General features: G+C 37.7%; 22 protein-coding genes. 15 read left to right on the top strand and 7 right to left on the bottom strand.

Features of this window, described 5'->3' with window-relative positions; all coding sequences use genetic code 11:
* Positions 1-323 precede the first annotated feature (323 nt).
* Positions 324-581 (bottom strand): phage holin family protein, encoded by a 258-nt coding sequence (locus tag LXM54_RS05310; protein WP_233314042.1) that lies wholly within the window; start codon positions 579-581, stop codon positions 324-326.
* Between the two features lie 168 nt (positions 582-749).
* Between LXM54_RS05310 and LXM54_RS05305 the strand changes: the two genes are divergently transcribed.
* The 9 genes from LXM54_RS05305 to LXM54_RS05265 all read left to right on the top strand — a co-directional run bounded on the left by LXM54_RS05305 (position 750) and on the right by LXM54_RS05265 (position 9,445).
* A complete protein-coding gene (locus LXM54_RS05305) occupies positions 750-968 on the top strand; it encodes a DUF1659 domain-containing protein (protein ID WP_233314041.1) in 219 nt (72 codons plus the stop codon).
* 31 nt (positions 969-999) lie between these two features.
* Positions 1,000-1,215 carry a DUF2922 domain-containing protein gene (locus LXM54_RS05300; RefSeq protein WP_233314040.1) on the top strand — a complete coding sequence of 72 codons (216 nt, stop codon included), beginning with the start codon at positions 1,000-1,002 and terminating at the stop codon, positions 1,213-1,215.
* Positions 1,216-1,273: 58 nt separating this feature from the next.
* Entirely contained in the window at positions 1,274-1,408 is a 135-nt protein-coding gene (locus tag LXM54_RS05295; protein WP_233314039.1) for a YvrJ family protein, read from the top strand.
* Between the two features lie 215 nt (positions 1,409-1,623).
* Positions 1,624-1,824: a cold-shock protein gene (locus tag LXM54_RS05290; protein ID WP_233314038.1), complete on the top strand. Its 201-nt coding sequence runs from the start codon at positions 1,624-1,626 to the stop codon at positions 1,822-1,824.
* Between the two features lie 173 nt (positions 1,825-1,997).
* Positions 1,998-3,143, top strand: a complete 1,146-nt coding sequence (locus tag LXM54_RS05285; RefSeq protein ID WP_233314037.1) for an exonuclease SbcCD subunit D — start codon at positions 1,998-2,000, stop codon at positions 3,141-3,143.
* Positions 3,140-6,274 (top strand): AAA family ATPase, encoded by a 3,135-nt coding sequence (locus tag LXM54_RS05280; RefSeq protein ID WP_233314036.1) that lies wholly within the window; start codon positions 3,140-3,142, stop codon positions 6,272-6,274. The genes LXM54_RS05285 and LXM54_RS05280 overlap by 4 nt, the downstream gene beginning before the upstream one ends.
* Before the next feature lie 281 nt (positions 6,275-6,555).
* Positions 6,556-7,500, top strand: coding sequence for a C40 family peptidase (locus tag LXM54_RS05275; RefSeq protein ID WP_233314035.1), 945 nt, complete (start codon positions 6,556-6,558; stop codon positions 7,498-7,500).
* Between the two features lie 389 nt (positions 7,501-7,889).
* The gene (locus tag LXM54_RS05270; RefSeq protein ID WP_233314034.1) at positions 7,890-8,828 is read left to right on the top strand and encodes a response regulator; all 939 of its coding nucleotides are present in this window, start codon (positions 7,890-7,892) and stop codon (positions 8,826-8,828) included.
* A 65-nt stretch (positions 8,829-8,893) separates the two neighbouring features.
* Positions 8,894-9,445, top strand: a complete 552-nt coding sequence (locus LXM54_RS05265; RefSeq protein ID WP_233314033.1) for a M15 family metallopeptidase — start codon at positions 8,894-8,896, stop codon at positions 9,443-9,445.
* A 53-nt stretch (positions 9,446-9,498) separates the two neighbouring features.
* On the opposite strand, the gene LXM54_RS05260 is transcribed toward LXM54_RS05265, so the two are convergent.
* The gene (locus tag LXM54_RS05260) at positions 9,499-10,548 is read right to left on the bottom strand and encodes a M42 family metallopeptidase (RefSeq protein WP_233314032.1); all 1,050 of its coding nucleotides are present in this window, start codon (positions 10,546-10,548) and stop codon (positions 9,499-9,501) included.
* Between the two features lie 474 nt (positions 10,549-11,022).
* Here LXM54_RS05260 and LXM54_RS05255 point away from each other — a divergent pair, with 474 nt between their 5' ends.
* From LXM54_RS05255 to LXM54_RS05235, 5 genes are all read left to right on the top strand, one after another.
* Positions 11,023-12,984, top strand: a complete 1,962-nt coding sequence (locus LXM54_RS05255; protein ID WP_233314760.1) for an LTA synthase family protein — start codon at positions 11,023-11,025, stop codon at positions 12,982-12,984.
* Positions 12,985-13,199: 215 nt separating this feature from the next.
* On the top strand, positions 13,200-14,453 hold the full coding sequence (locus tag LXM54_RS05250) for an MFS transporter (protein WP_233314031.1): 1,254 nt from the start codon (positions 13,200-13,202) through the stop codon (positions 14,451-14,453).
* 191 nt (positions 14,454-14,644) lie between these two features.
* Positions 14,645-16,969 (top strand): RNA polymerase recycling motor HelD, encoded by a 2,325-nt coding sequence (gene helD, locus LXM54_RS05245; protein ID WP_233314030.1) that lies wholly within the window; start codon positions 14,645-14,647, stop codon positions 16,967-16,969.
* A gap of 128 nt (positions 16,970-17,097) precedes the next feature.
* The gene (locus LXM54_RS05240; protein WP_233314029.1) at positions 17,098-20,448 is read left to right on the top strand and encodes a hypothetical protein; all 3,351 of its coding nucleotides are present in this window, start codon (positions 17,098-17,100) and stop codon (positions 20,446-20,448) included.
* Positions 20,449-20,545: 97 nt separating this feature from the next.
* The gene (locus tag LXM54_RS05235) at positions 20,546-21,253 is read left to right on the top strand and encodes a class I SAM-dependent methyltransferase (protein WP_233314028.1); all 708 of its coding nucleotides are present in this window, start codon (positions 20,546-20,548) and stop codon (positions 21,251-21,253) included.
* Positions 21,254-21,274: 21 nt separating this feature from the next.
* On the opposite strand, the gene LXM54_RS05230 is transcribed toward LXM54_RS05235, so the two are convergent.
* Both LXM54_RS05230 and LXM54_RS05225 read right to left on the bottom strand, forming a co-directional pair.
* Positions 21,275-21,853: a class D sortase gene (locus LXM54_RS05230; RefSeq protein ID WP_233314027.1), complete on the bottom strand. Its 579-nt coding sequence runs from the start codon at positions 21,851-21,853 to the stop codon at positions 21,275-21,277.
* Entirely contained in the window at positions 21,843-22,805 is a 963-nt protein-coding gene (locus tag LXM54_RS05225; protein ID WP_233314026.1) for a processed acidic surface protein, read from the bottom strand. The genes LXM54_RS05230 and LXM54_RS05225 overlap by 11 nt, the downstream gene beginning before the upstream one ends.
* A gap of 201 nt (positions 22,806-23,006) precedes the next feature.
* Here LXM54_RS05225 and LXM54_RS05220 point away from each other — a divergent pair, with 201 nt between their 5' ends.
* Positions 23,007-23,342: an antibiotic biosynthesis monooxygenase gene (locus LXM54_RS05220; protein ID WP_233314025.1), complete on the top strand. Its 336-nt coding sequence runs from the start codon at positions 23,007-23,009 to the stop codon at positions 23,340-23,342.
* 54 nt (positions 23,343-23,396) lie between these two features.
* Here the strand turns inward: LXM54_RS05220 and LXM54_RS05215 are convergent, their stop codons facing one another.
* From LXM54_RS05215 to LXM54_RS05205, 3 genes are all read right to left on the bottom strand, one after another.
* Complete coding sequence (locus tag LXM54_RS05215; protein WP_233314024.1) at positions 23,397-24,416, bottom strand: potassium channel protein; 1,020 nt, start codon at positions 24,414-24,416, stop codon at positions 23,397-23,399.
* 114 nt (positions 24,417-24,530) lie between these two features.
* Positions 24,531-26,078: an ABC-F family ATP-binding cassette domain-containing protein gene (locus LXM54_RS05210; protein WP_233314023.1), complete on the bottom strand. Its 1,548-nt coding sequence runs from the start codon at positions 26,076-26,078 to the stop codon at positions 24,531-24,533.
* 143 nt (positions 26,079-26,221) lie between these two features.
* On the bottom strand, positions 26,222-26,770 hold the full coding sequence (locus tag LXM54_RS05205; protein ID WP_233314022.1) for a pyridoxamine 5'-phosphate oxidase family protein: 549 nt from the start codon (positions 26,768-26,770) through the stop codon (positions 26,222-26,224).
* Positions 26,771-26,829 lie beyond the last annotated feature (59 nt).

The raw sequence follows: 26,829 nt of genomic DNA, 5'->3' as shown, positions 1-26,829 counted from the left end.
GATCAAAAATCAATAAATATTAGTCTAACTATATGAAGGGTGATTAACATAAAACGGATAGCTAAAAAGGGTCACTGGCTTTTGTTCATATATGTTTGTTTTTCTTTTTTGAAAGATATTACTTCTGCTGTAAACATATCGGTAAAAATACTTTCAGGTCTATGTTTATTGGCAGGATTATTTGTTGTATTAGTTATAGAAAAAAGGATAGTTAAGGAATAAAAAATTTGTTGTGCTTAAAACGCAAAATGAAAGGCAGGTGCGCACCTCCCCTTAAGGGATGCTTTGCACCAGCCTTTTTTATATATAAAAGATGTTTAATATCATCTGAATGGGTTGTGTTGAATGATTTGATGTCCTAATACAGCTACACCTGTTACTAATACTCCATTTATGATGGCTGAAAGGTTAAATCCATAAGCAAAAGTTCCAAGAATGATGGAGAATGCTAGTAAAATCCAAATAATTAGCCAATTAGGGATTTTGGGTGTTTGTTTAAGTGCATATCCAATCACCCATAGAACTGGTATGAAAACATAATAATTTTCGTTTATAAATGCCTTTAGTAGCTCCAATTCCATGTAGGTTCCCTCCTTTAATCCTCTTATGCTTCCATTCTATGAAAAAATCCTTTCTTTCGTTTGTTTGCATACCTATGAATAAAATATTTATAAAAATAACGGTGCATTCCCCCTGTCCTTTTTAGCACCATATGTCTATATAGAAAGGGAAAGGAGGTGATGTTAATCATGGCACAAATTGTGTTGAAAGAAACTAGTATTAAGCTGCATTTTCAAAACGGTGTTAAGGAAAATGGTGACCCCCAGTTAATCAGCAAAACCTTTAATCTCGTCAAGCCAACTGCTTCTGCTGATCAGATTCTGCAGGCAGCCGACTCTATTGAAACGATTGTGAGTTTCCCTGTATATTCTGTAACAAAGCATGAAAGCTATGATATTTCAAGATAAAGAAATCTTGCATAGAAAGGTGGTGAAAAGAATGGCGAAAACACTTGAATTGACCTTTAGCGCCGCAAATGGCAAACAGTCTAAACTAACTTTAGGTGAGCCGCAGGAGCCAATAGATTTGGAAGCTATGAAAACGGCAATGGACAGCATTATTGCAGCCGACGTTTTTACTACAGCTAATGGTGATTTAATTTCCCCGAAAGGTGCACGGGTAATTGAACGAAATGTTACCGAGTATGAACTGTAGCAGAAGAAGGGGCAGTTTTTTTCCTGTCCCTTTTTAACTAAAAGAAGAGGTGAAGGCAATGACTGAATGGATGGCAGTAATCAGTGAAGCTGGCTTTCCAATCGCTGTCAGTATGTATTTACTGTACAGGATTGAAATAAGATTAGACTCGATGATTCAGTCAATTGATAGTCTGCCAGATAGGATGAAATAATAGTAATAAAATTTCTGGGGTAATTATCTGAAAAATGAAAGGGTTTTCTATTGACAATAATAACTAAAAATGTTAAATTTACATTAACCGTTAGTTAACGTATTTACGTGTTACAGCCTTTTTTTCATAGTTTTAAAGATTGGCATTCGTAATAAAAATGCGGGATAAAATGGTAATTTTAAGGGAAGCTTTTTAGCTAATAGGAGGATATTTTCATGAACAACGGCAAAGTAAAATGGTTTAATGCAGAAAAAGGTTTCGGATTTATTGAACAAGAAAACGGAAACGACGTATTTGTACACTATTCTGCTATTCAAACAGAAGGCTTCAAGTCTTTAGAAGAAGGACAAGAAGTTGAATTTGAAGTAGTAGAAGGCGCACGTGGCCCTCAAGCTGCTAATGTTAATAAAAAATAATATACTAACATAAATATATTAGGGGATGCTTCCACAAGAAGCATCCCCTAATTTGTATTGTCAAAAAATCTCATAAACTGCAAAACTCAATTGTTTGCTATAATGAAGGATAGTCTCCATAGTAATACTAGATAACGAAATTTTAATATATATAGTTTTTTGAGGTGATAGATTTGAAATTCATTCATACTGCAGATTGGCATTTAGGAAAGCTTGTTCATGGTTTGTATATGACAGAGGACCAAAGGCATATGCTTAATCAATTTGTTGAGCTTGCGAAGGAAGAACAGCCGGATGGCATTATTATTGCCGGGGATTTATATGATCGCTCCATACCTCCTACAGAAGCAGTGAACCTGCTTGATGAGGTGTTATATACCATTAACGTTGAATTGAATATTCCGATTCTAGCTGTTTCTGGCAATCATGACAGTGCAGAACGATTGTCTTTCGGAAGCTCATGGTATAAACAAAACAAATTTTTCTTAAACGGCAAAATCGAAAATAGCCTTGCGCCAATTCATATGAAAGGCGTTAACTTTTATTTAGTTCCTTATTGTGAGCCGGTAACTGTAAGAGAATTTCTCGGAGATTCTTCCATCGTTAATCACCATGATGCAATGAAAGCAATCGTCGGCAAAATAGAAGCTCAATTGAATGCGAGCGAACCGAATATCCTTATAGGACATAGCTTCGTTCTAGGCGGGAAAACAACAGACTCAGAAAGAGTCCTGTCTGTTGGTGGTTCAGGCTGTGTCGGTGCAGAATTGTTCGCGCCTTTTTCGTACACTGCTTTAGGCCATCTTCACAGTCCAGATGCTTTAAATCATCAATCAGTTAAATATTCAGGCAGTTTAATGAAGTATTCCTTTTCAGAAGCAAAACAGCGTAAATCTGTATCTATTATCGAAATGGATGATAAAGGCAACTTCACAGAGCGCTTCCATACCTTTACACCAAAAAAAGACATGCGAGAATTAGAGGGATATATGGAAGAATTGCTCGATCCAAGCTTTTATGGGCAGCAAAAAATAGATGATTATTTAAAAATAACGATTTTAGATGAAGGAGCCATTTTGGATCCTATTCAAAAGCTGAGACAGGTGTACCCAAACGTTCTTCATCTTGAACGTAAATTAGAAAATATTGATAAAAAGAAAAAGTCATCTTTAACAGAAAAAGACCAGAAGCGAAAAACAGAGCTTGATTTATTTATGTCCTTCTATGAAGAGATGACAACAGCTGAGTTTACAGAAGAAAAGCGCCAGATGATTAGTGATGTCATCAATCAGGTCAGAAGGGAGGAAGCGTTGAAATGAGGCCTCTAAAATTGACAATGCAGGCCTTTGGGCCGTATGCAAAAACAGAAGTAATCGATTTTACTAAGCTTGGAACTCGGACAATGTTCGTTATTTCAGGCAAAACAGGTGCAGGGAAAACGACGATTTTTGATGGCATAAGCTATGCTATCTATGGAAAAGCAAGCGGAGAAGACCGGAATGGCCCTGAATTGCGAAGCCAATTTGCAAGTGACTCTTTATCAACAGAAGTGAGCCTTGATTTTAAATTAAGGGATAAACGGTATCTTATCACAAGGTCACCACAGCAGGAGAAGAAGAAAGAAAGAGGCGACGGCTTCACAACAATTGGCGCAAAAGCAGAGTTATATGTGTATGACGAAAATGGGGAATTAAAGAATATTGCGTCTTCCATTCGTGATGTTGAGGAAAAAATTAAAGAGATAATGCAAATTGACAGCAATCAATTTCGCCAAATTCTTATGATACCACAAGGAGAGTTCAGAAAGCTTCTCACTTCAGACAGCAAGGAGAAGGAAGCGATTCTTCAGCGTCTCTTCCATACCGAAATATATAAATATATGGAGGAAAAGCTGAAGGAAAAATCCTCTCATCTAAAGAAGAATGTGGAGCAGCAGCTGTTAATGCGCGCATCTGCTCTTTCCAATATTACTAGCCTATTTGTAGATGAATTGAAAGAATTGCTTCTGCAAGGTAATGATAATGATGTTGTCCTAATGCCGCTTCTTCAAAAGGAATTACAAGCAATGGCGCAAACAGCAGTTCAGTTAAAAATAGAATTGGAAGCAAAGCATAAAGAACGGGATGACCTTAACAATAAAGTGTTTGAGGCAGAAGCTGTTTTAAAGCAAATGAAGCTAAGGGAAGAATTGAAAGAGCAAAAAGATAAGCTCGAACAACAGCGCGAAGCTGTCGAAACGAACGAAAAGACAGCATTATTGGCCCAAAAGGCTGCATTGCTTACCCAACAGGAGGAAATTTGCCATCATTTAAAAAGACAGCTGGACAGATGTGAGCAACAAAAAAATGATTTGACTGCTATTCTTGAAAAAATTTCCGAAAATATAATCCAAGCAGAAAAAGCTTTTCACCAGGAAGTGGATAAAGAGCCGGAACGAAAAAAGCTGTCTGAATATATTGCTTATCTAAAAACAATCCAGCATGATGTGGAGCAGTTTTCTAAATTAGAAGAAGCCGTAGTCAAGGTGTCTGCGCAAATAAGCCAGCAAGAAGCAAACAAGCAGTTTCTAGTAAAAGAAAAAGCCCAGCACGAAAAAGACGTTCAAGCATTAAAAGCAAACAAGCAAGAACTTGAAAAAAATAAACTTACCCTTTTGGAAAACAAAGGAATATTAGCAGATAAAAGATACTTATTGGAAAAGCTTGAAAAGCTTATATCCGTTGAAAATAAAATTGCAGAACGCACAGTAGAAGTCCAAAACAAAACGAAATTGGCAGCCCATAATACGGCCCGCTTCGAGGATGCTAAAGCGCTTGTTGAGAAACTAGAGGAGAACTGGCTTGCAGCACAAAGCTACCATTTAGCTCAAACACTTGAACAAGACAAGCCATGTCCTGTCTGTGGCAGCACGCATCACCCTAACCCTAAAAACAACCATGGAACAATGCCGACACAGGAAGATATTAAAAGTGCGAAAGCAGATTTAGCTGTCATTGAGAAGGAAAAGATTGCTGCAGAAAATGACTTGCTGCAGACAAATTCGCAAATTAGCTTCCTAGAAGAGCAGAAGACGGCAACAAGAGTGGAACTAGAAGAGGTTAGACAGGATGCTGTAAGTAAATCTGCTGCAGACATGAAGCAAATAGTACTACAGGAAACAGAAGAATTAGAGCTTGAGCAGCGCAAGTTAGAGCTTTCTGCAAGCAAGCTCGAAAAGCTTGATAGTACGATTACAGAGCTGGAAAAGGCAATGGATGTAAATACTGCTCGTATGGAAAAGACAACAGAGCAAATTCATCAGTTAACCTTAAAAAAGACAGAATCAGAATCAGCCCTTAATACAATGAGGAATGCAGTCCCAGAAAATCTGCGGAACAGTGCTAGCTTTAAACAGGAGCTCTCAGCCTCTGAGTCTAAGCTTGCTCTTCTGGAGGAAGCATACAGCAAATCACAGGCTGCCTTGCAGGAAATGAAAACGAAACAGCAAAAAGAACTTGGCATTATGGAAAGCTTGGACAAGCAGCATAAGGATATTGCTGCGAACCTGCAAACAGAACGGAAAATTTTCTTGGATAAGATGACAGGAGAAGGTTTTTCCACATACGGACAATTTCATCAAGCGAAGCTGCCTGCAAGTGAGATTGAAGCATTGCTGGCTAGCATACAGCAATATAAGGAACAATACCGTTCAATTAGGGATCGCTATCATGATTTGGACGAAATACTTCGGGATGTGAAAACACCTGATATGGAATCACTGTTGGCAAGACGGAAAGACTTGGATGAAGTCATCAGCCAGAAGCAGCAGGAGCATACAAATCTGCTCATAAAAGAAAATGATAATAAAGAAATTATGAGCAAGGTGGAGAAAATCAATCAAGAAATTAAAGAACTAGAAGAGAGCTATAAGCTTATCGGTCATTTATATGATATTACAAGAGGGCAGAACACATACAGAATGACGTTTGAGCGTTATGTATTGGCGGCATTCCTTGATGATATATTAAAAGAGGCCAACAGCAGGCTTGTGAAGATGACAAGCGGAAGATATCAGCTCATGAGAAAGAAGGACAGATCGAAAGGAAATGTTCAAAGTGGGCTTGAGCTGCTTGTCTTTGACCAATATACTGGACAAGAACGGCATGTTAAAACTTTATCAGGCGGAGAAAGCTTTAAAGCTGCCCTGTCGTTAGCATTGGGACTTGCAGATGTTGTTCAAGCATATGCTGGCGGTGTTTCTTTGGAAACCATGTTCATTGATGAAGGATTTGGAACATTAGATCCTGAATCATTAGATCAAGCAATTGAAACATTGATGGAAATTCAAAGCTCCGGCAGATTGGTTGGAATTATTTCTCATGTGCCTGAGTTAAAGGAAAGAATTGATGTACAATTAGAAGTTATTGCAGGACAAAGCGGAAGCACCACTCAGTTCCATCATTTGTTTTAATAGACAGATAAAGTAGCAATACACTAGGGATATACTCCTAGTGTATTGCTTTTTTTGCTTTGCGCTTTCTTTCTTTTATATGGTAATACAGTAATCATCCGGAAAAATACTAGGCTTAATATACTGTTTTCTGTGAACGTTTATAGTATTTTTATACTTGCTGCTGCAAAAAAGGAAATGAACACCAAAACATCCAGCTTTTACGCATAGGAATCTAGCAGGTTAGTTATTAGAATAAAAGTCAGATAGACAACAACACACCAAAAGGAGAATGCTGCTACATGAAAAAACAGCTGCTAACTGTTTGTGCAACAGCGACTATATTTTTTGCCGGATTTCAAACAAATGCAAGTGCTCATGAAAAGAAGTATGTAGTAAAATCAGGAGATACATTATGGAAGATTTCTGCTGCCAATAATGTTTCTGTTGCGAATCTTACTGCTTATAATAATTTAAATGGTTCTATTATTAAGGTAGGACAAGAGCTGACATTGCTTCCGACTCATATTCATTACACGGTGAAAAGCGGTGATGCATTGTCTAAAATTGCAGTCACGTATAATACTACAGCAGCAAAGATTAAAGAATGGAACGGTTTGACAAGCGATATCATTAAAGTTGGTCAATCATTAATGATCGTCACGTCTCAAGGTACAGCTACGAATACTACTGAAACAGCTTCAACAGTGACAACGTACAAGGTTGCCAGCGGAGACTCGTTATGGTCGATCGCAACAAAGTTTAAGATTACAGTCGATCAATTAAAAACGTGGAATAAGTTAAGCACAGACACCATTTATGTTGGACAAGCCTTAAATGTTAAGGCACCTGCATCTGGCGAGTCAACTGCTCCCACTCAAAACACAGCTAGTAAAGCTGATGCATTAATTGCTGAAGCACAAAAATATATTGGTGTTCCGTACGTATGGGGCGGAAGTACACCATCTGGTTTTGACTGCAGCGGGTTCATTAATTATGTTTTCTCAAAAGTAGGTCTTTCTATTCCTAGAACAGTTGCAACAATTTGGAATGCTGGAACTCAAGTTTCAACACCTGAAGTAGGCGATATCGTGTTTTATGAGACAACTTCTGGTCCATCACATGCTGGTATTTATATGGGGAATAATAAATTTATTCATGCTGGATCTTCAACAGGTGTTACAATTACAGATATGAGCAATTCATACTGGAAACCACGTTATTTAGGCGTAAAATCATATTTCTAATAAATAGAGAACTCCTTTCTATATCAGTATTGCTCGGAAATCTCGAGGAGCTTTAATTGCTAATAAAGAAAGAGGCTTTCTAAGATAATTAGGGCATGGCTTTTTATCACAAAAGTGATTTTTAGCACATGTCCTTTTTGGTTGTCCTGCTATAATGGACGGTGAATAAGCGTCCTATATTTTTTTATTATTTGACTTCTGAATAATAAGAAAAATAAAAAAATACAACGAAATGGAAAATTTGTAGTACTATTTTGATAAAAAGCGACTTAAACATAGTTTCAAAATAGATTTTTAGTTAGTACACATGTTTAATTAGTATATAGGACAGTTGCGAATAGCTGCAAAATCTGGCCATTATTAGTAAAATGGAAAAAGGGGCATAATGCATGAGATTTTTTTTAGTAGATGATGATGGAGCAATCCGATCTGTAATGAGGCATATCATTGAGGGTGAAAAGCTTGGCTCTGTTATTGGAGAAGCGGAAACAGGCTGTAAAGTGACAAGCAATGTATTGCAATTTAATGATATCGACATTGTCATCATGGATTTACTGATGCCAGAGCGTGATGGTATTGAAACAATAAAGTCCTGGAACAGAGAGTTTAAAGGCAAAGTTATCATGCTTTCTCAAGTTGAAACAAAAGAATTAATCGGCGATGCCTATGCTGAAGGCGTTGATTATTATGTGACAAAACCAATTAACAAAAAGGAATTAGTTGCTGTTATAAATAAAGTGATTCAATCCATTCAGCTGGAGAAAACCGTTAATGATATTCGCTGTTCACTTAACAGTTTATTGACTTCAAATGGGAAAAACACCGCAGACGGTACAGCAGTTGCTCAAGCAAGTGTAAAAATTGTCGAATCAGCAGAGTTTTTGCTGTCAGAACTTGGTATCATCGGGGAAAACGGCAGTAAAGATTTACTGGAAATGGTTCAATATTTATATGAACATGAAATAAATGATGGGTTTGATCTTCATTTTCCTTCTTTAAAGGAGCTGTTTGAAAAGCTGTCATTTATGAGACTTGGCGAAGCAGCATCACCACTTGAGCTGAACAGAGAGACGAAAGCTAGTGAACAGCGGGTGCGGAGGGCCATTTATCAATCGATTACCCATTGGGCGAACATTGGTTTAAGTGCGTCAACTAATGCAAAATTTGAAAATTACGCGACAAAGTTTTTTGATTTTTCAACTATAAGGTGTAAGATGACAGAGCTCAGCAATGAACAGGAAGTTTCACCAAAGCAAGTGAAAATTCACACGAAAAAGTTTATCCAAGTGCTTTATTTTGAGGCGAAAAAGTTAAGCAGCAGCAGGTGATATAAATATGTGTTGCTATTTGTTAACTAAGCAATAATATTATAGAAGAAACAAGGAGAGAATTATTGAAAAAAACAAATAAAAGAAAGAGCAGGAATATTGCCAGCTTCCTTTTAGTTTGTCTGATTTTATGTCTATTTGTTGTTGTGTACTGGCAGGAAAAGCAGCCTGTAAAAAAAGAAAATGTTCCAATGCCGACAGAACTAAATGAGACCGTTGCTAAAAAAAGAGATGAGCTAATAAGCTTAGCAGCAGACAAAGGAATCAATGTGGTTATAACGGCAGATTTCAGAAGCGCAGAGGAACAGGATGAACTGTATGCCCAAGGCAGGACTGCAGATGGAGATATTGTGACAAATGCTAAGGGCGGCGAATCCTATCATAACTATGGATTGGCAATCGATTTTGCCTTAATGAATATAAATGGGGAAGTCATTTGGGATATGGAATATGACGGAAACGGCAATTCAAAAGATGACTGGTCGGAGGTTGTCGAAATAGCTAAATCCTTAGGATTTGAGTGGGGCGGCGATTGGATCAGCTTTAAGGATTATCCACATTTTCAAATGGACTTCGGTTTATCGATTGAAGACTTGCAAAATGGGGAACGTCCATAAAAAAACAGCAGCAAAATGACATTGCCGCTGTTTTTTTTTATGAATAATTTAAGTTATTTAACCATTTCACTCCATACATAAGCATAAATTAAGTTTGCCGTTGCCTCAATCGAGGAAAAATGCGTTCTTTCATACGCATGAGATGAATCAATTCCAGGACCAATTAATCCATGTATAATATCATGTCCTGATCGGATGGCAGCAGAAGCATCGGAGCCGTAATAGGGGTAAATATCAAGCTGGTATGGAATACTGTTATCTTCTGCGAGCTTCACCAGCTTTTTACGGAGCCCTAAATGATAAGGACCGCTTGCATCTTTTACGCAAATGGAAACAGTATACTCATCTGTTGATTGGCCATCACCCATTGCACCCATATCAACTGCCAAATACTCAACCGTTTCTGCTGGTATATTGGAATTTCCGCCATAGCCAATTTCTTCGTTATTGGAAATAAGGAAATGAGTTGTATAGGGTAGAGTATCTGTTGCAGCTTGCAGTTTCTTTATAATATGCAAAAGAATTGCAACACTAGCTTTATCGTCTAAGTGACGAGATTTAATAAAGCCTGATTTAGTCATTTCTACCCTTGGATAAAACGATACAAAATCACCTACAGCAATTCCTAATTTTTTAACATCCTCTGCAGTAGAGACACGTTCGTCGATTCTGACTTCCATGTTTGCCTGGTTTCTTTCGGCCTTGGCTGCATCTTTATATACATGAACAGATGCTTGATGAAGCAGAATGGTTCCTGTGTATACATCGCCTGTTGCCGTTTCGATGCGGCAGTTTTCTCCTTCAATGCTGTTGTAGGTGAAGCCGCCTATTAAGTCAAGACGAAGCCTTCCATTTGCTTTAATTTCCTTCACCATTGCTCCTAGTGTATCGACATGTGCAGTCAGCATCCTATGTTTGTCTGAGCTTTTACCACCAATGGTTGCAATCAAGCCGCCTTTATTATTTCTTTTCGTGCTGATTCCGTCAGCTTGCAGCTGATGTTCTATGTATTCAATAATGGTATCGGTATTGCCAGAAGGGCTGCTTATATTTAATAAGCCCTCTAGTGTCTCAAAGAACTCCTCTTTGTTCCAGTTATTCATGCTAATTCCTCCTGCTAAAGTATCTATTTTATTATACTTGAAAAATTCTGGAAGATATAGTTTAAAGAAATCCCTGAAATAGGAGGGAAAAATTAATTTGATTAACGAAGTATTTTGATTCTTTTTACTTATAGTATTTCACTAGCATTTTTTTTGTAATTAATGTAAGATGGGTTTAATTTGAAGAATTTATATGCTTTTTGTAAACACTATGTGAAGGATATTAGTGGAAAAGAAGGCATATTTATTTATTTCTCTTTGAATCATCCTGTGTTATAATTTTAAACGGTATTTTGATGTAAAGGCAAAACACATCTCGATTAAGGCTGAACATAGGCTTTTACTAATTGTATTAGGATTAGACAATAAAATTTACAAAAAAAAGGCTAAGTAAGAAGCCGATGAAATCAGTATTGGATTTTTTGCTACAAACTTGAATTGAGGTGAATATGATTGAAAGGTACAGCGGAATTAATGAAGAAATTTTTCTCTAAACATTCTTCTTTCTTTTTAATCGCCATTATTTTATTTTGGATGAAAACGTATATTGCTTATAAGGTTGAGTTCAGCCTTGGAGTCGAAGGTGCACTGCAGCAATTCCTTCTGTTCTTAAACCCGTTAAGCTCTGCTTTATTCTTTATAGGACTTGCTTTGTTTATTAAAGGAAAAGCACAATCAATCATGATAGTTGTCATAAGTGGAATCATGTCTGCATTGCTTTATGCAAATATCGTGTACTACCGATTCTTTACAGACTTTATCACCGTTCCTGTTGTTATGCAGGTGAAGGTGAACGGTGGCCAGCTCAGCGACAGCATCAACTCGCTGATGAGCATATTTGATATCCTGTACTTCCTGGATGTGATTATACTAATAGTATTGCTGGCAACGAAAGTTTATAAACCTAAAGTTCAAAAAAATAGAAGAGCTGCCAAATCTGTGTTTGCTCTTGCAATCTTGGTGTTTATCATCAACTTAGGTCTTGCAGAAGCAGATCGTCCACAGCTTTTAAGCAGATCATTTGACCGAAACTATTTGGTGAAATATTTGGGCGCATATAACTTTACGATTTATGATGTCGTGCAGAATGCCCGCTCAGAAAGCCAAAGAGCTCTTGCTGACAGCAGTGATATAACGGAAGTGCAAAACTATATCAACGCTAACTTCGCAGAGCCGAATTCCGTTTATTATGGAAAAGCGGAAGGCAAAAACGTCGTTTATATTTCTCTTGAATCACTGCAAAGCTTTATTATTAACTACAAGCTTAACGGAGAAGAAGTTACGCCGTTCTTGAATTCTCTCGTTGGTAACCAAAACACATTCTATTTCGAAAACTTCTTCCATCAAACAGGCCAGGGGAAAACCTCTGATGCTGAGTTCATGATGGATAACTCTTTGTATGGAATGAGCCAAGGCTCAGTGTTCGTGAACAAAGCGCAAAACACATTGCAGTCTGCTCCAGCTATCCTGAAGACAAAAGGCTATGTTTCTGCGGCGTTCCACGGTAACTACAAGACTTTCTGGAACAGAAATGAAATGTACAAATCAATTGGTTATGATTATTTCTTTGATGCAGAATACTATGATATGTCCGAAGAAAATACAAAGAACTACGGTATGAAGGATATTCCTTTCTTTAAGGAAAGCATGCCGCTCTTAAAATCATTGCAACAGCCGTTCTATACAAAATTCATCACATTGTCTAACCACCATCCTTTTGAAATGGATGAAGGAGATACGGACTTCCCTGCTGGTGATTTTGGCGATTCTGTTGTAAACGACTATTTCCAATCTGCTCATTATCTTGATGAGTCGATTAAAGAATTCTTCAGCTACTTGAAAGAAGAAGGTTTATATGACGACACAATGGTTGTCATGTACGGAGACCATTATGGTATTTCTGAAAACCATAATACTGCAATGGCAAAGGTTATGGGTGTTGATGAAATTACACCGTTAATGAATGCGCAGCTGCAACGTGTCCCATTATTCATCCACGTTCCTGGTGCTGAAGGAAAAGTTGTCAGCGAGTATGGCGGCGACGTTGATGTTATGCCGACAGTGCTTCATTTATTAGGCGTAGACACAAAGGATTATCTGCAAATCGGATCTGATTTGCTGTCAAAAGATCATCGTGAAACAATACCGTTCCGTAACGGAGACTATGTGTCACCGACCGTAACAAAAATCGGAGACAATTGTTATGATACGAATAGCGGTGATTTATTAGACAGCAAAGAATGTGCACAGCAAGCAGAAAGTGCAGCAGCAGAGCTGCAAACATCTGATGCTATCGTAAATAAAGATCTGCTGCGTTTCTATACGCCAAAAGGGTTCACGCCAATTAATCGAGATGATTACAGCTATGTAAAAAATGGTGAAGATTCAACAGAGTCTGAAACAGAAACAAATGCAACAACAGATAGTGGCGAATAAAAGTATAGCCGTTTATCCAATTGGATAAACGGCTTTTTTATTTGCAAACAACAGCTTTTATTCCTTTTATATAAGCTTTATAAAAATTGTACTTTTATTTCTCAAAAAGTACTTGTAACAGCGATAGGATGGGAGTATTATTACTAGTGGAAAAGTTCAGAATTCGAAATAAATTTTGATAGGAAAAACTATTCGATAAAAGGATGGATTCAATAATGGATGAGCATGAACAGGTGAATAGCGCTAATGAAAAATGGAGTATTAAAAACGGGATTTATACTACTCTCATTCTTAATATCTCTAATAATTATTTTCCTCTTTTCGCTATTAGTGTTCTTGGTGTTAGTAACTATGAGCTTGGACTGATCGGCTCATTGCCGCAATTTGTTGGAATGTTTGCGATGATTATAGGTTCCGTCATCATGAACAGGCTGCAAAGTAAAAAAATGTTTACAGTATATTCCTTTATGATGGCGCGTATCTTTCTAATTGGGATGGCATTAGTTGTTTTCCTGCCAGAGACAATGCAAAGCTGGACATTTATTCTCCTTGTCGCTTTGATGAATCTGCCTTTTTCCTTTGCTAATTTATCATGGCAGGCTTTAATTGCTGATATCGTTTCAGAAACGAGGCGAAATATATTTTTTAGCACGCGCAATAAGGTTATGACAATTGTAGCAATGATATCAACTTTCCTTGTCGGTTTGTTTCTGCAGCTGTTTGATTCAAGCAATCCGTTGCCATACCAGCTGTTATTTATCGCTGCCTTCCTTTGCGGAATAGTTGAAATTATCTATTTAAAAAGACATGTCGAACCGATAAAAGAAAAACCAAAAACAGCTGTTAAAAAATCATTGTTTGGTTTAACAGTTTTTAAGCATAAACCTTTTTTATATTTTCTGCTATGCAGTTTGTTTTTTAATTTTGCATGGCAAATGTGCTGGTCATTATTCAGCATCTATCAAATAAAGTACGCTGGAGCTACTGGTTTATGGATCAGTTTGTTTGCTGTCGCCAACTCCATCGGACAAATTGTCAGCTTTAAATGGTGGGGCAGGATGGCTGAAAAGCATTCCCATTCTAAAATGCTTGTCCTTGTATCGTTAGGGATGGCAACAACTCCATTTATGACGGTGCTATCCACTAATTTACCTTATATAGTTGCTGTTAATCTCCTTGCTGGACTATTCGTGTCAGGAACGGTTCTGCTATTGTTTAATCAGCTGCTGGACAGCACCAATGAAGAAACAAGAAGTCAAAGTATATCAAATTATAATATCCTTTTGGCACTTGTTGCATTTGTAGCACCCCAAGCAGGTGTAGTGCTGCTGGAAATGACGAATATATACAGTGCGATGAATATATCATCTGTTTTGAGAGCGTTAAGCGGTGTATTTTTCTTTGCTTATTACGTATACTTAAAGAGAAAAGATACGCTTCTTTTGAAAAGAACCGCGGCGAAGATTTAAAAAATGAAAACGCAAAAAATCCCATGCTTCTTATTAGCATGGGATGATTTCTATAGATATGTAAAGAAAATTATGATATACTTGAAAAGTTATAAATAACAACATATAAAAATATTTATAACTATCTAATATTATATTATCATAAAAAATCCTGCTTGTCAAATAGTAAAGTACAAGGAGTGGTAGAAAAAATGAGCAAAAAGGATATAGAAGAAATCTCAACAGAGCAACAAAGAGCAGATATGGTAATACAGGAAATCGGCAAAAAAATAAATAAATTAGAAGCAAACAGAAAAGAAGTTGGCGGTGATGCAGGACACCTTCGTGAAACTTTTTGGGAAGATGTCACGGTTAACCTTGACGAGCCTGATGACGTCTTAGAGACGCATATCAGTCTTAGACAGCAGGCAGAACTGTTGGGTGAAAGAGAGCGAAGCATCGGCCAAATACATAAGCAGCTAAAGACATTAGAGAAACTGCAGTACTCACCATACTTTGGCCGAATTGATTTTAAGGAAGAAGGCGAAGAAGCAGAAGCCATTTATATTGGCATTACTTCCTTGATGGACCAAAACGAAGAAAATTTCTTAATATATGATTGGAGAGCGCCTATTTCCAGTGTCTATTATGATTATTCGCCAGGTGCGGCTGCATATATGACACCAGAAGGAGAAATTGGCGGAGAGCTTTTATTAAAAAGGCAATTTCTGATTCGTGATGGAAAAATTCTAAATCTTTTTGATACTGGCGTAACGATCGGTGACGAATTGCTCCTTGAGGTGCTCGGCACTAATGCAAGCTCGATGATGAAAAGCATTGTCGCCACCATTCAAAAGGAGCAGAACAAAATCATCCGCAATGAAACGAGCAAATATTTAATCGTTCAAGGCGTCGCAGGCAGCGGCAAAACTTCGGCTGCACTGCAGCGTGTCGCATTTCTCCTTTACAGGCACCGTAAGACACTTAAATCGGATAATATCATGCTGTTTTCACCCAATCCGTTATTTAACAGCTATGTCTCCACCGTTCTTCCTGAATTAGGAGAGGAGAATATGCAGCAGACAACTTGGCATGAGTATATTGTCAATCGTGTTGGAAAATCATTAGAAGTGGAAGATCCCTTTTCCCAGCTGGAAGCTCTTCTTTCCGATGAGGATGTGCAAAGCCATAAGCTCCGTCTTGCAGGGATTCAATATAAGAGCAGTCTTTCCTTTAAAAATGAGCTTGATAAATATGTAGAAGGATTAATGCAGGAAGGGATTGTTTTTAAAGATATCTCTTTCCGAAAGAAAGTCCTGATTTCTAAGGAAGAATTAGAACGGAAATTTTATGAGTCCGAAGAGCATATCACTATACCTAATAGAATGCAGCTTCTAAAGGACTGGGCACAAGCAGAAATGCGCAAGCATGCGAAAACAGAAAGAAAACAGAGCTGGGTCGATGAGGAAATGATGCTTCTGGATAAAGAAGATTATTTAAATGCCTTTAAAGAAGCACAGAAAAAAAATAATGACTTAGATGAGTTTACTTATTTTGACAAAGAAGAAGTTGTTCTTCGCAGGGTAATTGTGAACAAACGGTTTAAATCAATTTATAAAAGGATAAAAAATCTCCGGTTTATCGATTACAGCCAAATATACAAAAACGCATTAAGGGAGATTACGCCAACGCCAGCAGAGCTGTCAAACACAGACTGGGACAAAATTATCACTGATACATCGGAGAATCTAGAAAAGAGATTGCTTTGGAATGAAGATGGAACACCTTACTCCTATTTGAAGGATAAGCTTGAAGGGAAAAAAGCAAGCACAAGCATCAGGCAAGTGTTTATCGATGAGGCACAAGACTATTCCGCTTTCCAAATCAGCTATATAAAAGAGCTTTTCCCGTACAGTAAAATGACATTTTTAGGTGACTTAAACCAGGCTATCTTTGCACATGGAAATGATGAATTTATACGGGATGGCAATGAAGACGTCGAGAAAATTACTCTAACGAAAAGTTATCGTTCCACGAAAGAAATCATCGAGTTTACTAGAAGTTTAACTCATAATGGGGATGACATTGAGCCATTTAACCGTCATGGAAATAAGCCAGTCGTTAAGGAAGCTGCTGATAAAGCAGTAATCTTGGCTAATTTGCAAGGAGATTTGCAGACATTAAAAGAGGCGGGTCATAAAACAATTGCAGTCATCTGTAAAACACAAAAGGAAAGTACAGAAGTATATGACTCCTTAAAAGGATTAGGCGGTGTCCGCTTATTAGAAAAGGGAACTATTTCTTACGAAAAGGGTATTTCTGTTGTTCCTGCCTACTTGGCAAAAGGAATTGAATTTGACGCTGTTATCCTTTATAACAGCTCAGCATATGTGAATGAGCTCGAAAAAGAACTTTTTTATACTGCCTGCACAAGAGCAATGCATGAATTGTATGTTTATAAAGAAAAAGATAAACCTAGTCCATTCCTAAATAATATTGCGGAAGATACTTACACATATATAAAAATTTCAAATTAATCTTAATCGCTGCTTAGACATAAACCTAAGCGGCTTTTTTATTACTTTTGTGCATAATATTGAAATATCGTATTAAATAATGTAAAATTACACATTATGTACAAAATGATCATAAGGGGTTAATAGAAATGACAGAAAATCCATTTTTGACTAAGCTTGCACTGCTTAAATCGCGTGGATACATACGGGAACAAACGTATGATGAAGTGTTAGGCGGCTATACCAGCTATGTTGATGATGAAAAATTAGCAGCAGCAGAAAAGGCTAAAACGGCGGTTTCAACCTATACAGAGAAACAAGTAAACTCCAAGCCGGTTCAACCGAAAAAACCAAAAAAAATCCGCAGCAAAGAAGAAATACGCGAAAGAAATATTTCGTATCTTTTGTATATCGGCGTCTTTCTGCTTATAATTGGCGGGCTATTTGTTGCTACAAGCAATTGGAGCACAATGGCAGATTGGATGAAGGCTGCGAGCATCTTCTTTGTGTCTATTTTGTTTTTCGGCTTTGGCTATGTAGCCAAAGTATTTGTGAAGATTGAAAAAACTGCTTTTGCCTTTACTGTGCTAGGCGGTTTGTTTTTACCAATTGGATTTCTGTCAGTCAGCTATTTTCGCTTGGCAGGCCTGTATCTTTCAGTCACCGGGGATGGCAAATATTTATTTGGTGTCATGGCAGGAATTATCCTTGTTCCTGTCTATCATAAATGTGCACAAATAACAGAATCGCTCATTTTTCGCATATTAGTATTAATCGCTGTCTCAGCAGCTTTTGCCTTTGCGTTTGCAGCATTGTATGTGCCGCTTGATGTATTTGTCTTGCTGATGGTTATTTTTAATTTAGCAGTCATTCTGTTCATGGGAATAAAGAAGAAATACAAATGGGCTTCAAGCTACTATCGTTTGCTTCCAGTATATTTGCTTGTTCATATGGCAGTTACAACCCTTTTTCTAAGCTTTTTCTATGAATCTGCTGTTTTTCAAGGTTGGAACTTTTTGTTAATGAGTGCAGTTTATTTCTTATTTTTATTACAAACGAAAAAAAAGGACTATCATTTTTTTGTTACAGTGACCGCTGTTGCCGGGACATATCAGCTTTTTTCAAATGATCTTATTTTCAATTTCCAGCCATTAGCCTTTGCTGCTTTAGGAGCTGTATTCCTTTTGCTCAAATTGGTGAGGAATGACTTGTACTTAGGGAAAACATGGGAATACACGAGTATTGCTGTGGGCTTGGCGTCACTGCTGTATAGTGCTGTTTTTCATTTAGAACTATTTTGGTATGGTTCTCTTATAGTTTTCTGTACGTTTTTACTGCTTGGAGCACAATTTGTTTATTTATCTCGATACTATCATGGCATCATTGCCTATTTCCCAGCAGTACTTTGGGGAAGCAGTCTGTGGCAGCTTGCAGTAAAATGGGATTTTGTCACCAATTTAAACAGTTTTTTAGTGACTTGCTATGTCATTGCCTTTTTCCTTTTGCTAGTTTTAGGGATATTTAATAAGTTTTCCATGCTTCAGTTAATTAAAAGAAGTTCAACAAATATCTCCATTTGGGCACTTGCTGTTTGCGCATATGGAAGCGGGATGTTTTTCTTTGGAGGATGGGAAGTAGTATTTATGCTTATCCTTCTTGGAGTAATATTATTGTATATCCAATATAAAAAGGTAGATATGATTGGTTTTTCATTACTGGACATTGTTATTCCTATTGTCGGATATTTTGCGTTTGCAGCATTATACACAGCTGTCCCAGTCATTAGAGAGCTTGGGATAGCATGTCCAACTGCACTTGGCAGTATCACATTATTATCGGTGTGCAAATGGTATTCTAATAAAAATCAAAAACTAGGCATAAATGGTTTTTATATTAGCCAAATCATGTATATGGTCTCAATCTTGCTGACTGTTACATCACCATCTACTCATGATTTCGCACGAACAGCAGTATATGCTGCAGGCATCTTTGTCTTTTACCTGTTTTATAGGAAAAAACGGGAAAAACCATTGGCTTGGCTTGTATCAGCAGTAGCTTGTTTTACTTATTTTTCGGCCATTGACCTATTATTTGATTCATCTGACTGGTTATTTGAAAAAGCAGCACTATATGGCTGGATATTCCTAATGACTGCCGCCGTGCTTATAAAAAACAAAGACTTTAAAATGCCTTTAAGTTTTATTGGTCATTTGTATTTGCCATTTGCATTACTATTGGATGTTTGGTTTAACTATAGTGACGCAAGCATTCATTTTGTTTTTAGCTTTTTTGCTTATGCGGCAAGTGCTTATTTTGTTAAACAGAAGTATTTTAACGTGCTGCTGCAATATGGGGCTTATCTATCTTTCTTTTTATTTTTTACTTTAGAAAAGCTGCTTGTAATTGACAGTGTCCCTGCCGTATCACAAGCCTTTATATTTACAAGTATACTTTTGCTCCTGCACAGAGTTGTTTTAAGCGCAAGCAGCAGATCATTGCTCCTGTTTTTTATCCCATTTAGCATCATTGGAATCATTTCGTGGCAAGTGCTTACAGTATTTTCTTATTCAGTCTTTTTTGCCACACTGTTTTATCTGATTATATACTTAGTTATTACGCATCTGGACAGGAAGCATTTTCTTGTCGCACCTGCAATGCTGCTCCTGTTCATTAGTGCAGAACGGTTAATATACGCAAAAGGGTTTCTGCCAACAGACCGCTTTATTCTCTACACTTTAATTGGTGTCGCACTTGTCTGTATTGGTATGTATCTTTATAAAAAAATCCTTCTCATTGAAAATGGAAAAGTGTTATCCATTGATTTCTACACTATCAGTGGCTTTATAGCCTTCCTTTTCTTGGTGTTTTCGCACGTGGATGTATGGTGGATGAAGGCAGTGCCTGGATTGCTTATGGCATTAACTGCATACATCCAGAAGGGAAGAGTTAGCATTAAATTTACGTGGACAGTAAAAATGCTTGCTTTGCTGTTGTTGCTGCAGCCATATTATATATTGCTCCATGAATGGCAGATATCAGTTTATTATCGAATGGAGCTTCTGCTTTTCCCATGGTTTTTGCTATTTTGGGCAAGCAAAAAAATCATGGCGCCATTTAAGCAATTCATCATACGAGCAGAATGGGGCTTCCTGCTTATTGCTGCCGTTAGTTTATGTGTTGACGGATTGAGAACCTCTGCTATAACAGATGCTATCATTTTAGGGACACTTTCCTTACTGTCTGTTATCGGCGGATTTTATTTCCGGTATAAATCCTACTTTTTCATCGGCATAGGGGTGCTTCTATTAAATGTACTTCTGCAAACAAGACCATTTTGGGGTGTTATGCCATGGTGGGCGTACTTGCTTATCGCAGGCACAATCTTAATTGCGTCTGCCAGCCTGTATGAAATGCAAAAGCAAAAAAGCGGAAGAAATATTAGTTTATATTTAAAAGAATGGAAAAATAAACTAGCGGCCATTTTAACGAAATGGAATTAAAAACCATGCGTTTGCATGGTTTTTTGCTTGGATAAAGGATATTTTGCTTATATCAAGAATATAAACAAAGGATAAAAAAGATGAGGGAGGCTTAAGGATGAAAACAGAATTACGGAAGGTATTCGATGCTTTATCCACTATTTATGAAACACAAGTGGATAGTTCTAGTTATTATAATGCAGAATACGAAAGACCGGGAATGCTTGCTGAAATCGCAGAGAACCTAAACGATAAGAGCATACTGGATGCCGGTTGTGCAGCAGGCTGGTATACAAATGAACTGCTTGTTAGGGGCGCTAGCGTAACTGCGATTGACATCAGCCCGCAAATGGTTGAAGCGGCACGAAGGAGAATTGGTGAAAGGGGTAAAATTTACTGTGTGGATTTAGAGCAAGCACTGCCATTTGCGGATGCTTCCTTTGATATCATTGTCAGCTCTTTAACCCTCCATTATATCCGAGATTGGAGCAGCACATTTAAAGAGTTTAACAGGATATTAAAAAAGGGTGGTGAGATAATCTATTCTGTTCATCATCCATTTATGGATATAAAGAATGCAGGCGAACAAGGCTATTTTGAAACGGAAGCTTATGTAGATTCTTGGCATAAAGACGGACAAAAATTTGAGGTTCCGATGTTCCGCAGGCCGCTGCATGCTATTATTAATGAAACAACAAAAGCATTCAAGCTAAATGCAGTAAAAGAGCTAAAGCCTACAGAGCAGCTAAAAGAATTGGCTAGGGGAAGTTATGATTACTTGATGAGTCATCCGCATTTTCTTGTTGTAAAAGGAACGAAAGAATAGCCAAGATAGTAGCATCTTGGCTTATTTATTTATTTCCTGTTTTATTAAATCTGCCGTTAAAATATACCGATCAGGCGCATCGCCTATATAGGAAAAAGGGAAACAAGTCGTTAACGTTAAAATCGGTCTGCTTTTAGGTGTTAATATATTATCAGCCGAAGCAGAAACAATATCGGTTTTTCGGATACGGTAGGTGAAAATCCCTTTTTTTGTTTGGATAATAATTTTATCATTTTTTGATACATCCTTCAAAAAACGGAAGTACGTATCACGATGTCCTGATATAATTGTATTATCACTGTCTTCAGGAGAAGCGCTGGCTGAATAATGACCAGCCCCTTTCGATAAAATATCGCTGCTTGTGCCTTCATAAATGGGCACCTTTTTATTTTGGCTCGGTGCAATTAAAACACCGAACCATTCGCCTTCTTTTAATGGTAGATCCTTTTTATCGAAAGAGGGAATGTCTGTGATGTCCTGTACAGGTATCTGCTCATGTGTTCTTAACAGAATAATGGAATTAAACACGATGAATGTCATTCCAATAATCACTAGGAAGTAGGCAAGCAAAGATAGGCTATTGACAGCTTTACTTTTCATAAAGCTTTTTGCTCTTTTTACCAAGAAGGATAAAGCAGCCGATTAATACAAGCAAATAGCCGATAAATAAGTATAACGGGACTTTTGACGCTGTGTTTGGCAGCTGAGACTCATAAAGTGTTGTTAAGTTACCGCTTAATTCAGCAAGATTTACGACTTTGTCAGCAGCTGCAACAGCAAAGTTGCTTGTTAATTTCTCTGGAGAAATGACAGTATCGACAAGCAAGTCGTTATTGTTGTCGAATACTTCAAGTGCGACAGTGTCATACTGCGGTGCTTGGAGAAACTCATCTAAAACAATTTTTTCCCGCTTGCCATTGTCATCAACAGAGTAGAAAACAGGTGTCAATTCGAGCTGTTCACTGACACTTTTCCACATCGACAGCAATGTCTCTTTGCTAGAAGCAGATAATTGCTCTTCCTGATCCATCGCAGCGAATCCTTGCAGTAATTCCTTCCAGGCTGAAATATTTTCGGCAAGTGTTTGTTTATCCAGCTTTTTAAAATGGTGGTAAAGATTTGCCGTTTCTTCTTCCGTCATTCCTGCATTGAGAAGGAATACCTCTAGACTTTGCATTTGCTCTTCGTGATTCTGGTAAAAATCAATCGCAACGTCTAAATCCTCAATAAACCAGTAATCTTGAACATTTTCATTAAATCCTGTCAGAAGAATATCAAGTTCTTCCCTTGTCATATTATAGTTTTTTAATAAGGCATCTAAGTTATTTGGCGTAATTGGTGTGCCGAGATAATCCTTCAATTCCTTAATGGAATCAAACTCCTCTACAGAGAGCTCTTTATCGCTTAAGTAGTTTTCTAAATCATCAACTGTCCAGCCGAGGGAGTCGGCAAGCTGACTGACTTCTTCACCAGTAGGAGCAGCAAACGCATCGAGCGGGTACATAACAAACAAACAGCAGGCAAGCAGTGCAAGAGTATAACCTTTAAACATAGGAAAGACCTCCAATAAATCTAATTATTGGTATTATTTGTCGTTACGAGAAAAAAATACAGTCTTTCCAAAAAAAGTGCTTAAAGTTGATTTTTTCCTTGTATTTATTCAGACAGGAAGTTGAAGAGAAGGGTTTTAATTGACAGTGATAATCTTTATCAATAAAATATATGTATATATAATTGGAAAGGGGATAGAGTTATGTTTGTTGTTACACGAAATATGGTAGTAAAGGAAGGAACATCACATCTTGTTGTGGACAGGTTCAGTAAAGGGGGAATAATTGAGGAGCAGGAAGGCTTTGTCGACATTAGCGTATATGTAAAAAAAGTCCGCCGCGGTGACGAAGAAGTGCTGATATTAATCAGATGGGAATCAGAAGAAGCATGGAAAAATTGGGAAAAGAGCCCGGCACATATTGAAGGACACCGCAAAAATCTTGGTAAGCCAAAGCCGGATCATATAATCTCTGTGACTGTCGGCAAATATGAATTAAAAGCAGTTAAAAAAGGGAAGCAATCTACAGAAGCAAATTAATAAAAAATGGGGCTGATTGGTTTTAAACACACAAAGAGCCCAAATTATGTACAGTTAAAAATTAGTGATAGAACTGTCGGTGCAAACAATCGTTAGTGTCGCATTTTTCGGGAGGGGCTCTGCTGCTCTCGTGGCGACATCAAGATCATTATTCACTGCTAGTAATGTTGCACCTAAAGAAAACACACCAAGTGCAGCGTCTTTATATGTAATCCATTCTGGCTTGGCTTTTATGTGATGCCAGTCAGAGCCTCTTTCATTTGACAGAAGATCATTAAACAGAGTCGCACTTCCAGAATGCAGACATTCTCTGGCAAATAGCAGCCCGACAGATTCATAGGAATAAATGAAACGTTCTACATTCGCATGTTTAAAACGCTCCTTATGTGCTGCTTTACGAATTTCAACAGTAGTATGCATATTTACATGATAAGCACTGGATAAATCCTCAACGCCTAATGCAATCAGCGCAGTTGTTCCATCCGCTGCTAAATCATCCTCTATCCTTTCATCTGAGAAGATAAACACCCGTTCAGCAACAGGCAAATTTGCTTTCAGTAATGTTTTATCTTCGGCTGGATTTCCACTTATAAAGAAAACATAATCATTATCATATGGGTTTTTGGCAAGCTTGCTGTCAATCAGCACAATTGCCATCTCAGGGCTGGCGTTTTTTATCTCTTTCAGCGCAATCATTGTCTTTTTTCCATAACCAATAAAAATAATATGACCTGATTTTTTGTAGTCCAGCTTTCCTTCCTCCTTTAATCTTTTATAGTCAGAAAGCATTTGCTGCATTTTTCCGATAAAAACAGTCAATGTCATAATACCGTATAAGAAAAAGACCATTGCAAATAAGCGGCCTGGCACACTTTGAGGATAATAGTCTCCATAACCAACGGTTGTAGAAGTGACCATTGTAAACCACAAGCTATCAAAATAGGTTGGGAATGTAGCAGGCTCTAAAAAGTGAAACACCCATGCAGCACTTATTAGAACAATAATGGTAACGAGCAGTATCGCTGAAAAGCTGAAGCTGATGATCACTTTCCAAATTCGGCCAAAGAAATACATGCAAAGCCTCCTTTCTTCAAATAAAAAAACTATCAAATAATGAATATTCCCGCGAATGGCCGTTTATCCATTCCTTGCGAAAAATATATCATTAATGATAGTTTTTTAAATTAATTAGTTTTGATTAGACCATTCTTCCACATTCCAAACCTTTGTAACCCAATCTTCATAGAAATCAGGTTCATGGCAAACAAGAACAACAGTGCCTTTATAAGCTTTCAGCGCTCGTTTTAATTCTTCTTTTGCCGTCACATCTAAGTGATTCGTAGGCTCGTCAAACAATAGCCAGTTGCTTTCTTCCATCAATAGCTTGCATAGGCGCACCTTTGCTTGCTCGCCTCCGCTCAGCTGGTTTAATGGTCTTGAGATATGCTCGTTTTTCAACCCGCAACGTGCAAGGGCAGCACGAACTTGGTGCTGATCCATGCTTGGAAATGCATTCCAAACATCCTCGATTGGTGTTAAGTTTCCTGCTTTAACCTCTTGTTCAAAGTAAGAAGGGTACAGGAAGTCACCTCGTTCAATTTTTCCGCTTAACGGCTGAATTTTACCAAGCATTGTTTTCAGCAACGTAGATTTTCCGACACCATTACAGCCGACTACAGCAATCTTTTCGCCGCGCTCAATTGTAATGGACATTTTCGGCAATAGCGGAGATCCATAGCCAATTTCAAAATCTGACCCTTCAAAAACATAACGGCTGCTGCCGCGTGATTCTTTAAAGTCAAATGTCGGCTTTAAGGCAGTTTCCGGACGGTCAATGCGCTCCATGCGGTCCAATTGCTTTTGACGGCTTTTTGCACGTCCTGTTGTTGAGTATCTCGCTTTGTTTTTCGCGATGAAATCCTCTTGTTTTTTAATAAATTCCTTTTGCTTTTCGTAAGCATTCAAATGCTGGTTTTTATTAATTTCAGCAAGCTCAAGGAATTTATCATAGCTTGCAGTATATCTCGTCAGCTTCGAGAATTCGAGATGGAAGATAACATTTGATACTTGGTTCATAAACTCTGTATCATGAGAAATCAAGATAAAAGCATATGGATATTCTTTTAAATAAGAAGCAAGCCATTTAATATGCTCTACATCCAGATAGTTCGTTGGCTCATCAAGCAATAGCACTTGCGGCTGTTCAAGGAGCAATTTTGCGAGTAAAACTTTTGTTCTCTGTCCACCGCTTAGTGCTGTTACGTCACGGTCTAGTCCGATTGCATCAAGACCAAGCCCGCGCGCTGCTTCTTCAATTTTTATATCAAGTGTATAAAAGCCGCCGGCATCAAGTTTATCTTGAATAACTCCCATTTCATCAAGCAGAGCTTCCAGCTCTTCTGGAGTGGCATCGCCCATTTTCGCCGTTACTTCATTCAGCTTCTCTTCTTCCTTAAATAGAGGAAGGAATGCGTCCTTTAATGCATCGCGAATTGTTTTTCCAGGTGTAAGAACTGTATGCTGATCTAAATAGCCGTAATGAACAGAAGGAATCCACTCTACTTTGCCTGAGTCATGAATCAGCTGTCCTGTAATAATATTCATCAGTGTTGATTTTCCAACCCCGTTTGCACCAACAAGACCGACATGATCTTCCGCTAATAAACGGAAAGACACATCTTTAAATAGGGTGCGGTCTCCAAATGTATGGCTTAAATTTTCCACATTCAATAACATATTTTTGTATCCTCACTTCATTATAAAGTACATGTAAGATGACAGTTTGCTATTTCTAAAATCAATAAATAGCAGTATCCATTTCTTCATAATACTAAAATAATGAACAGAAAACTAGACTAGTTCCTTCATTTCTATTATTTTCATCTTAAATCCATTGAAATCGTTCGTCCTAGCGAGAATTTTGTCTTTGCATCAAGTGGATTTTCCTTGCCCGTTATCGTTGTTGGGCAAAGTTTATAAATTGCTGTTTTGCTGCCTAAAGAAGACCGATATTTTTCTAAATGAGACGAAGCAAGAGGTTTGTTATAGTAATCTGGTACATATTTGTTCAGCATTTCCTGCATGATATTCCTAGCTTCCTCCATTTCACTTACCTTCTTTATTTCTCCGAATGCCATGATACTCCAATAAGCAGTATCCGTTTTTGCAGGAACAGGATTGCTCATTGTGCCAAGCTCTTCGCAAATGGTGAAGCAGCCTGCGGGGTTTGCTTCGATAATGCGCACCTTTCTGCCTTCATCAGCACCGTGAAAGTAAATGGCCTTGTTATACCAAACATAATTAAGGGGAATAACATAAGGTTCAGTGCCATCACTCAAGCCAAGATAACCGGTGCGGCAACTTGTTAAACAGCTGTTGATTTGTTCATCATCGGTCCATTCCATTTTTTTCTGTCTCATTTGTTCCATCCTATCCATCTCCTTCAGTGTTATGTTAGAATCATTGTAAAAAAATAGTGTCATAGAAA

This window comes from Bacillus sp. Au-Bac7, from assembly GCF_021341655.1.
GTDB lineage: Bacteria > Bacillota > Bacilli > Bacillales > Cytobacillaceae > Niallia.
Note: the sequence above shows the minus strand (reverse complement) of the source record. Positions and strands in the feature narration are given on the sequence as shown.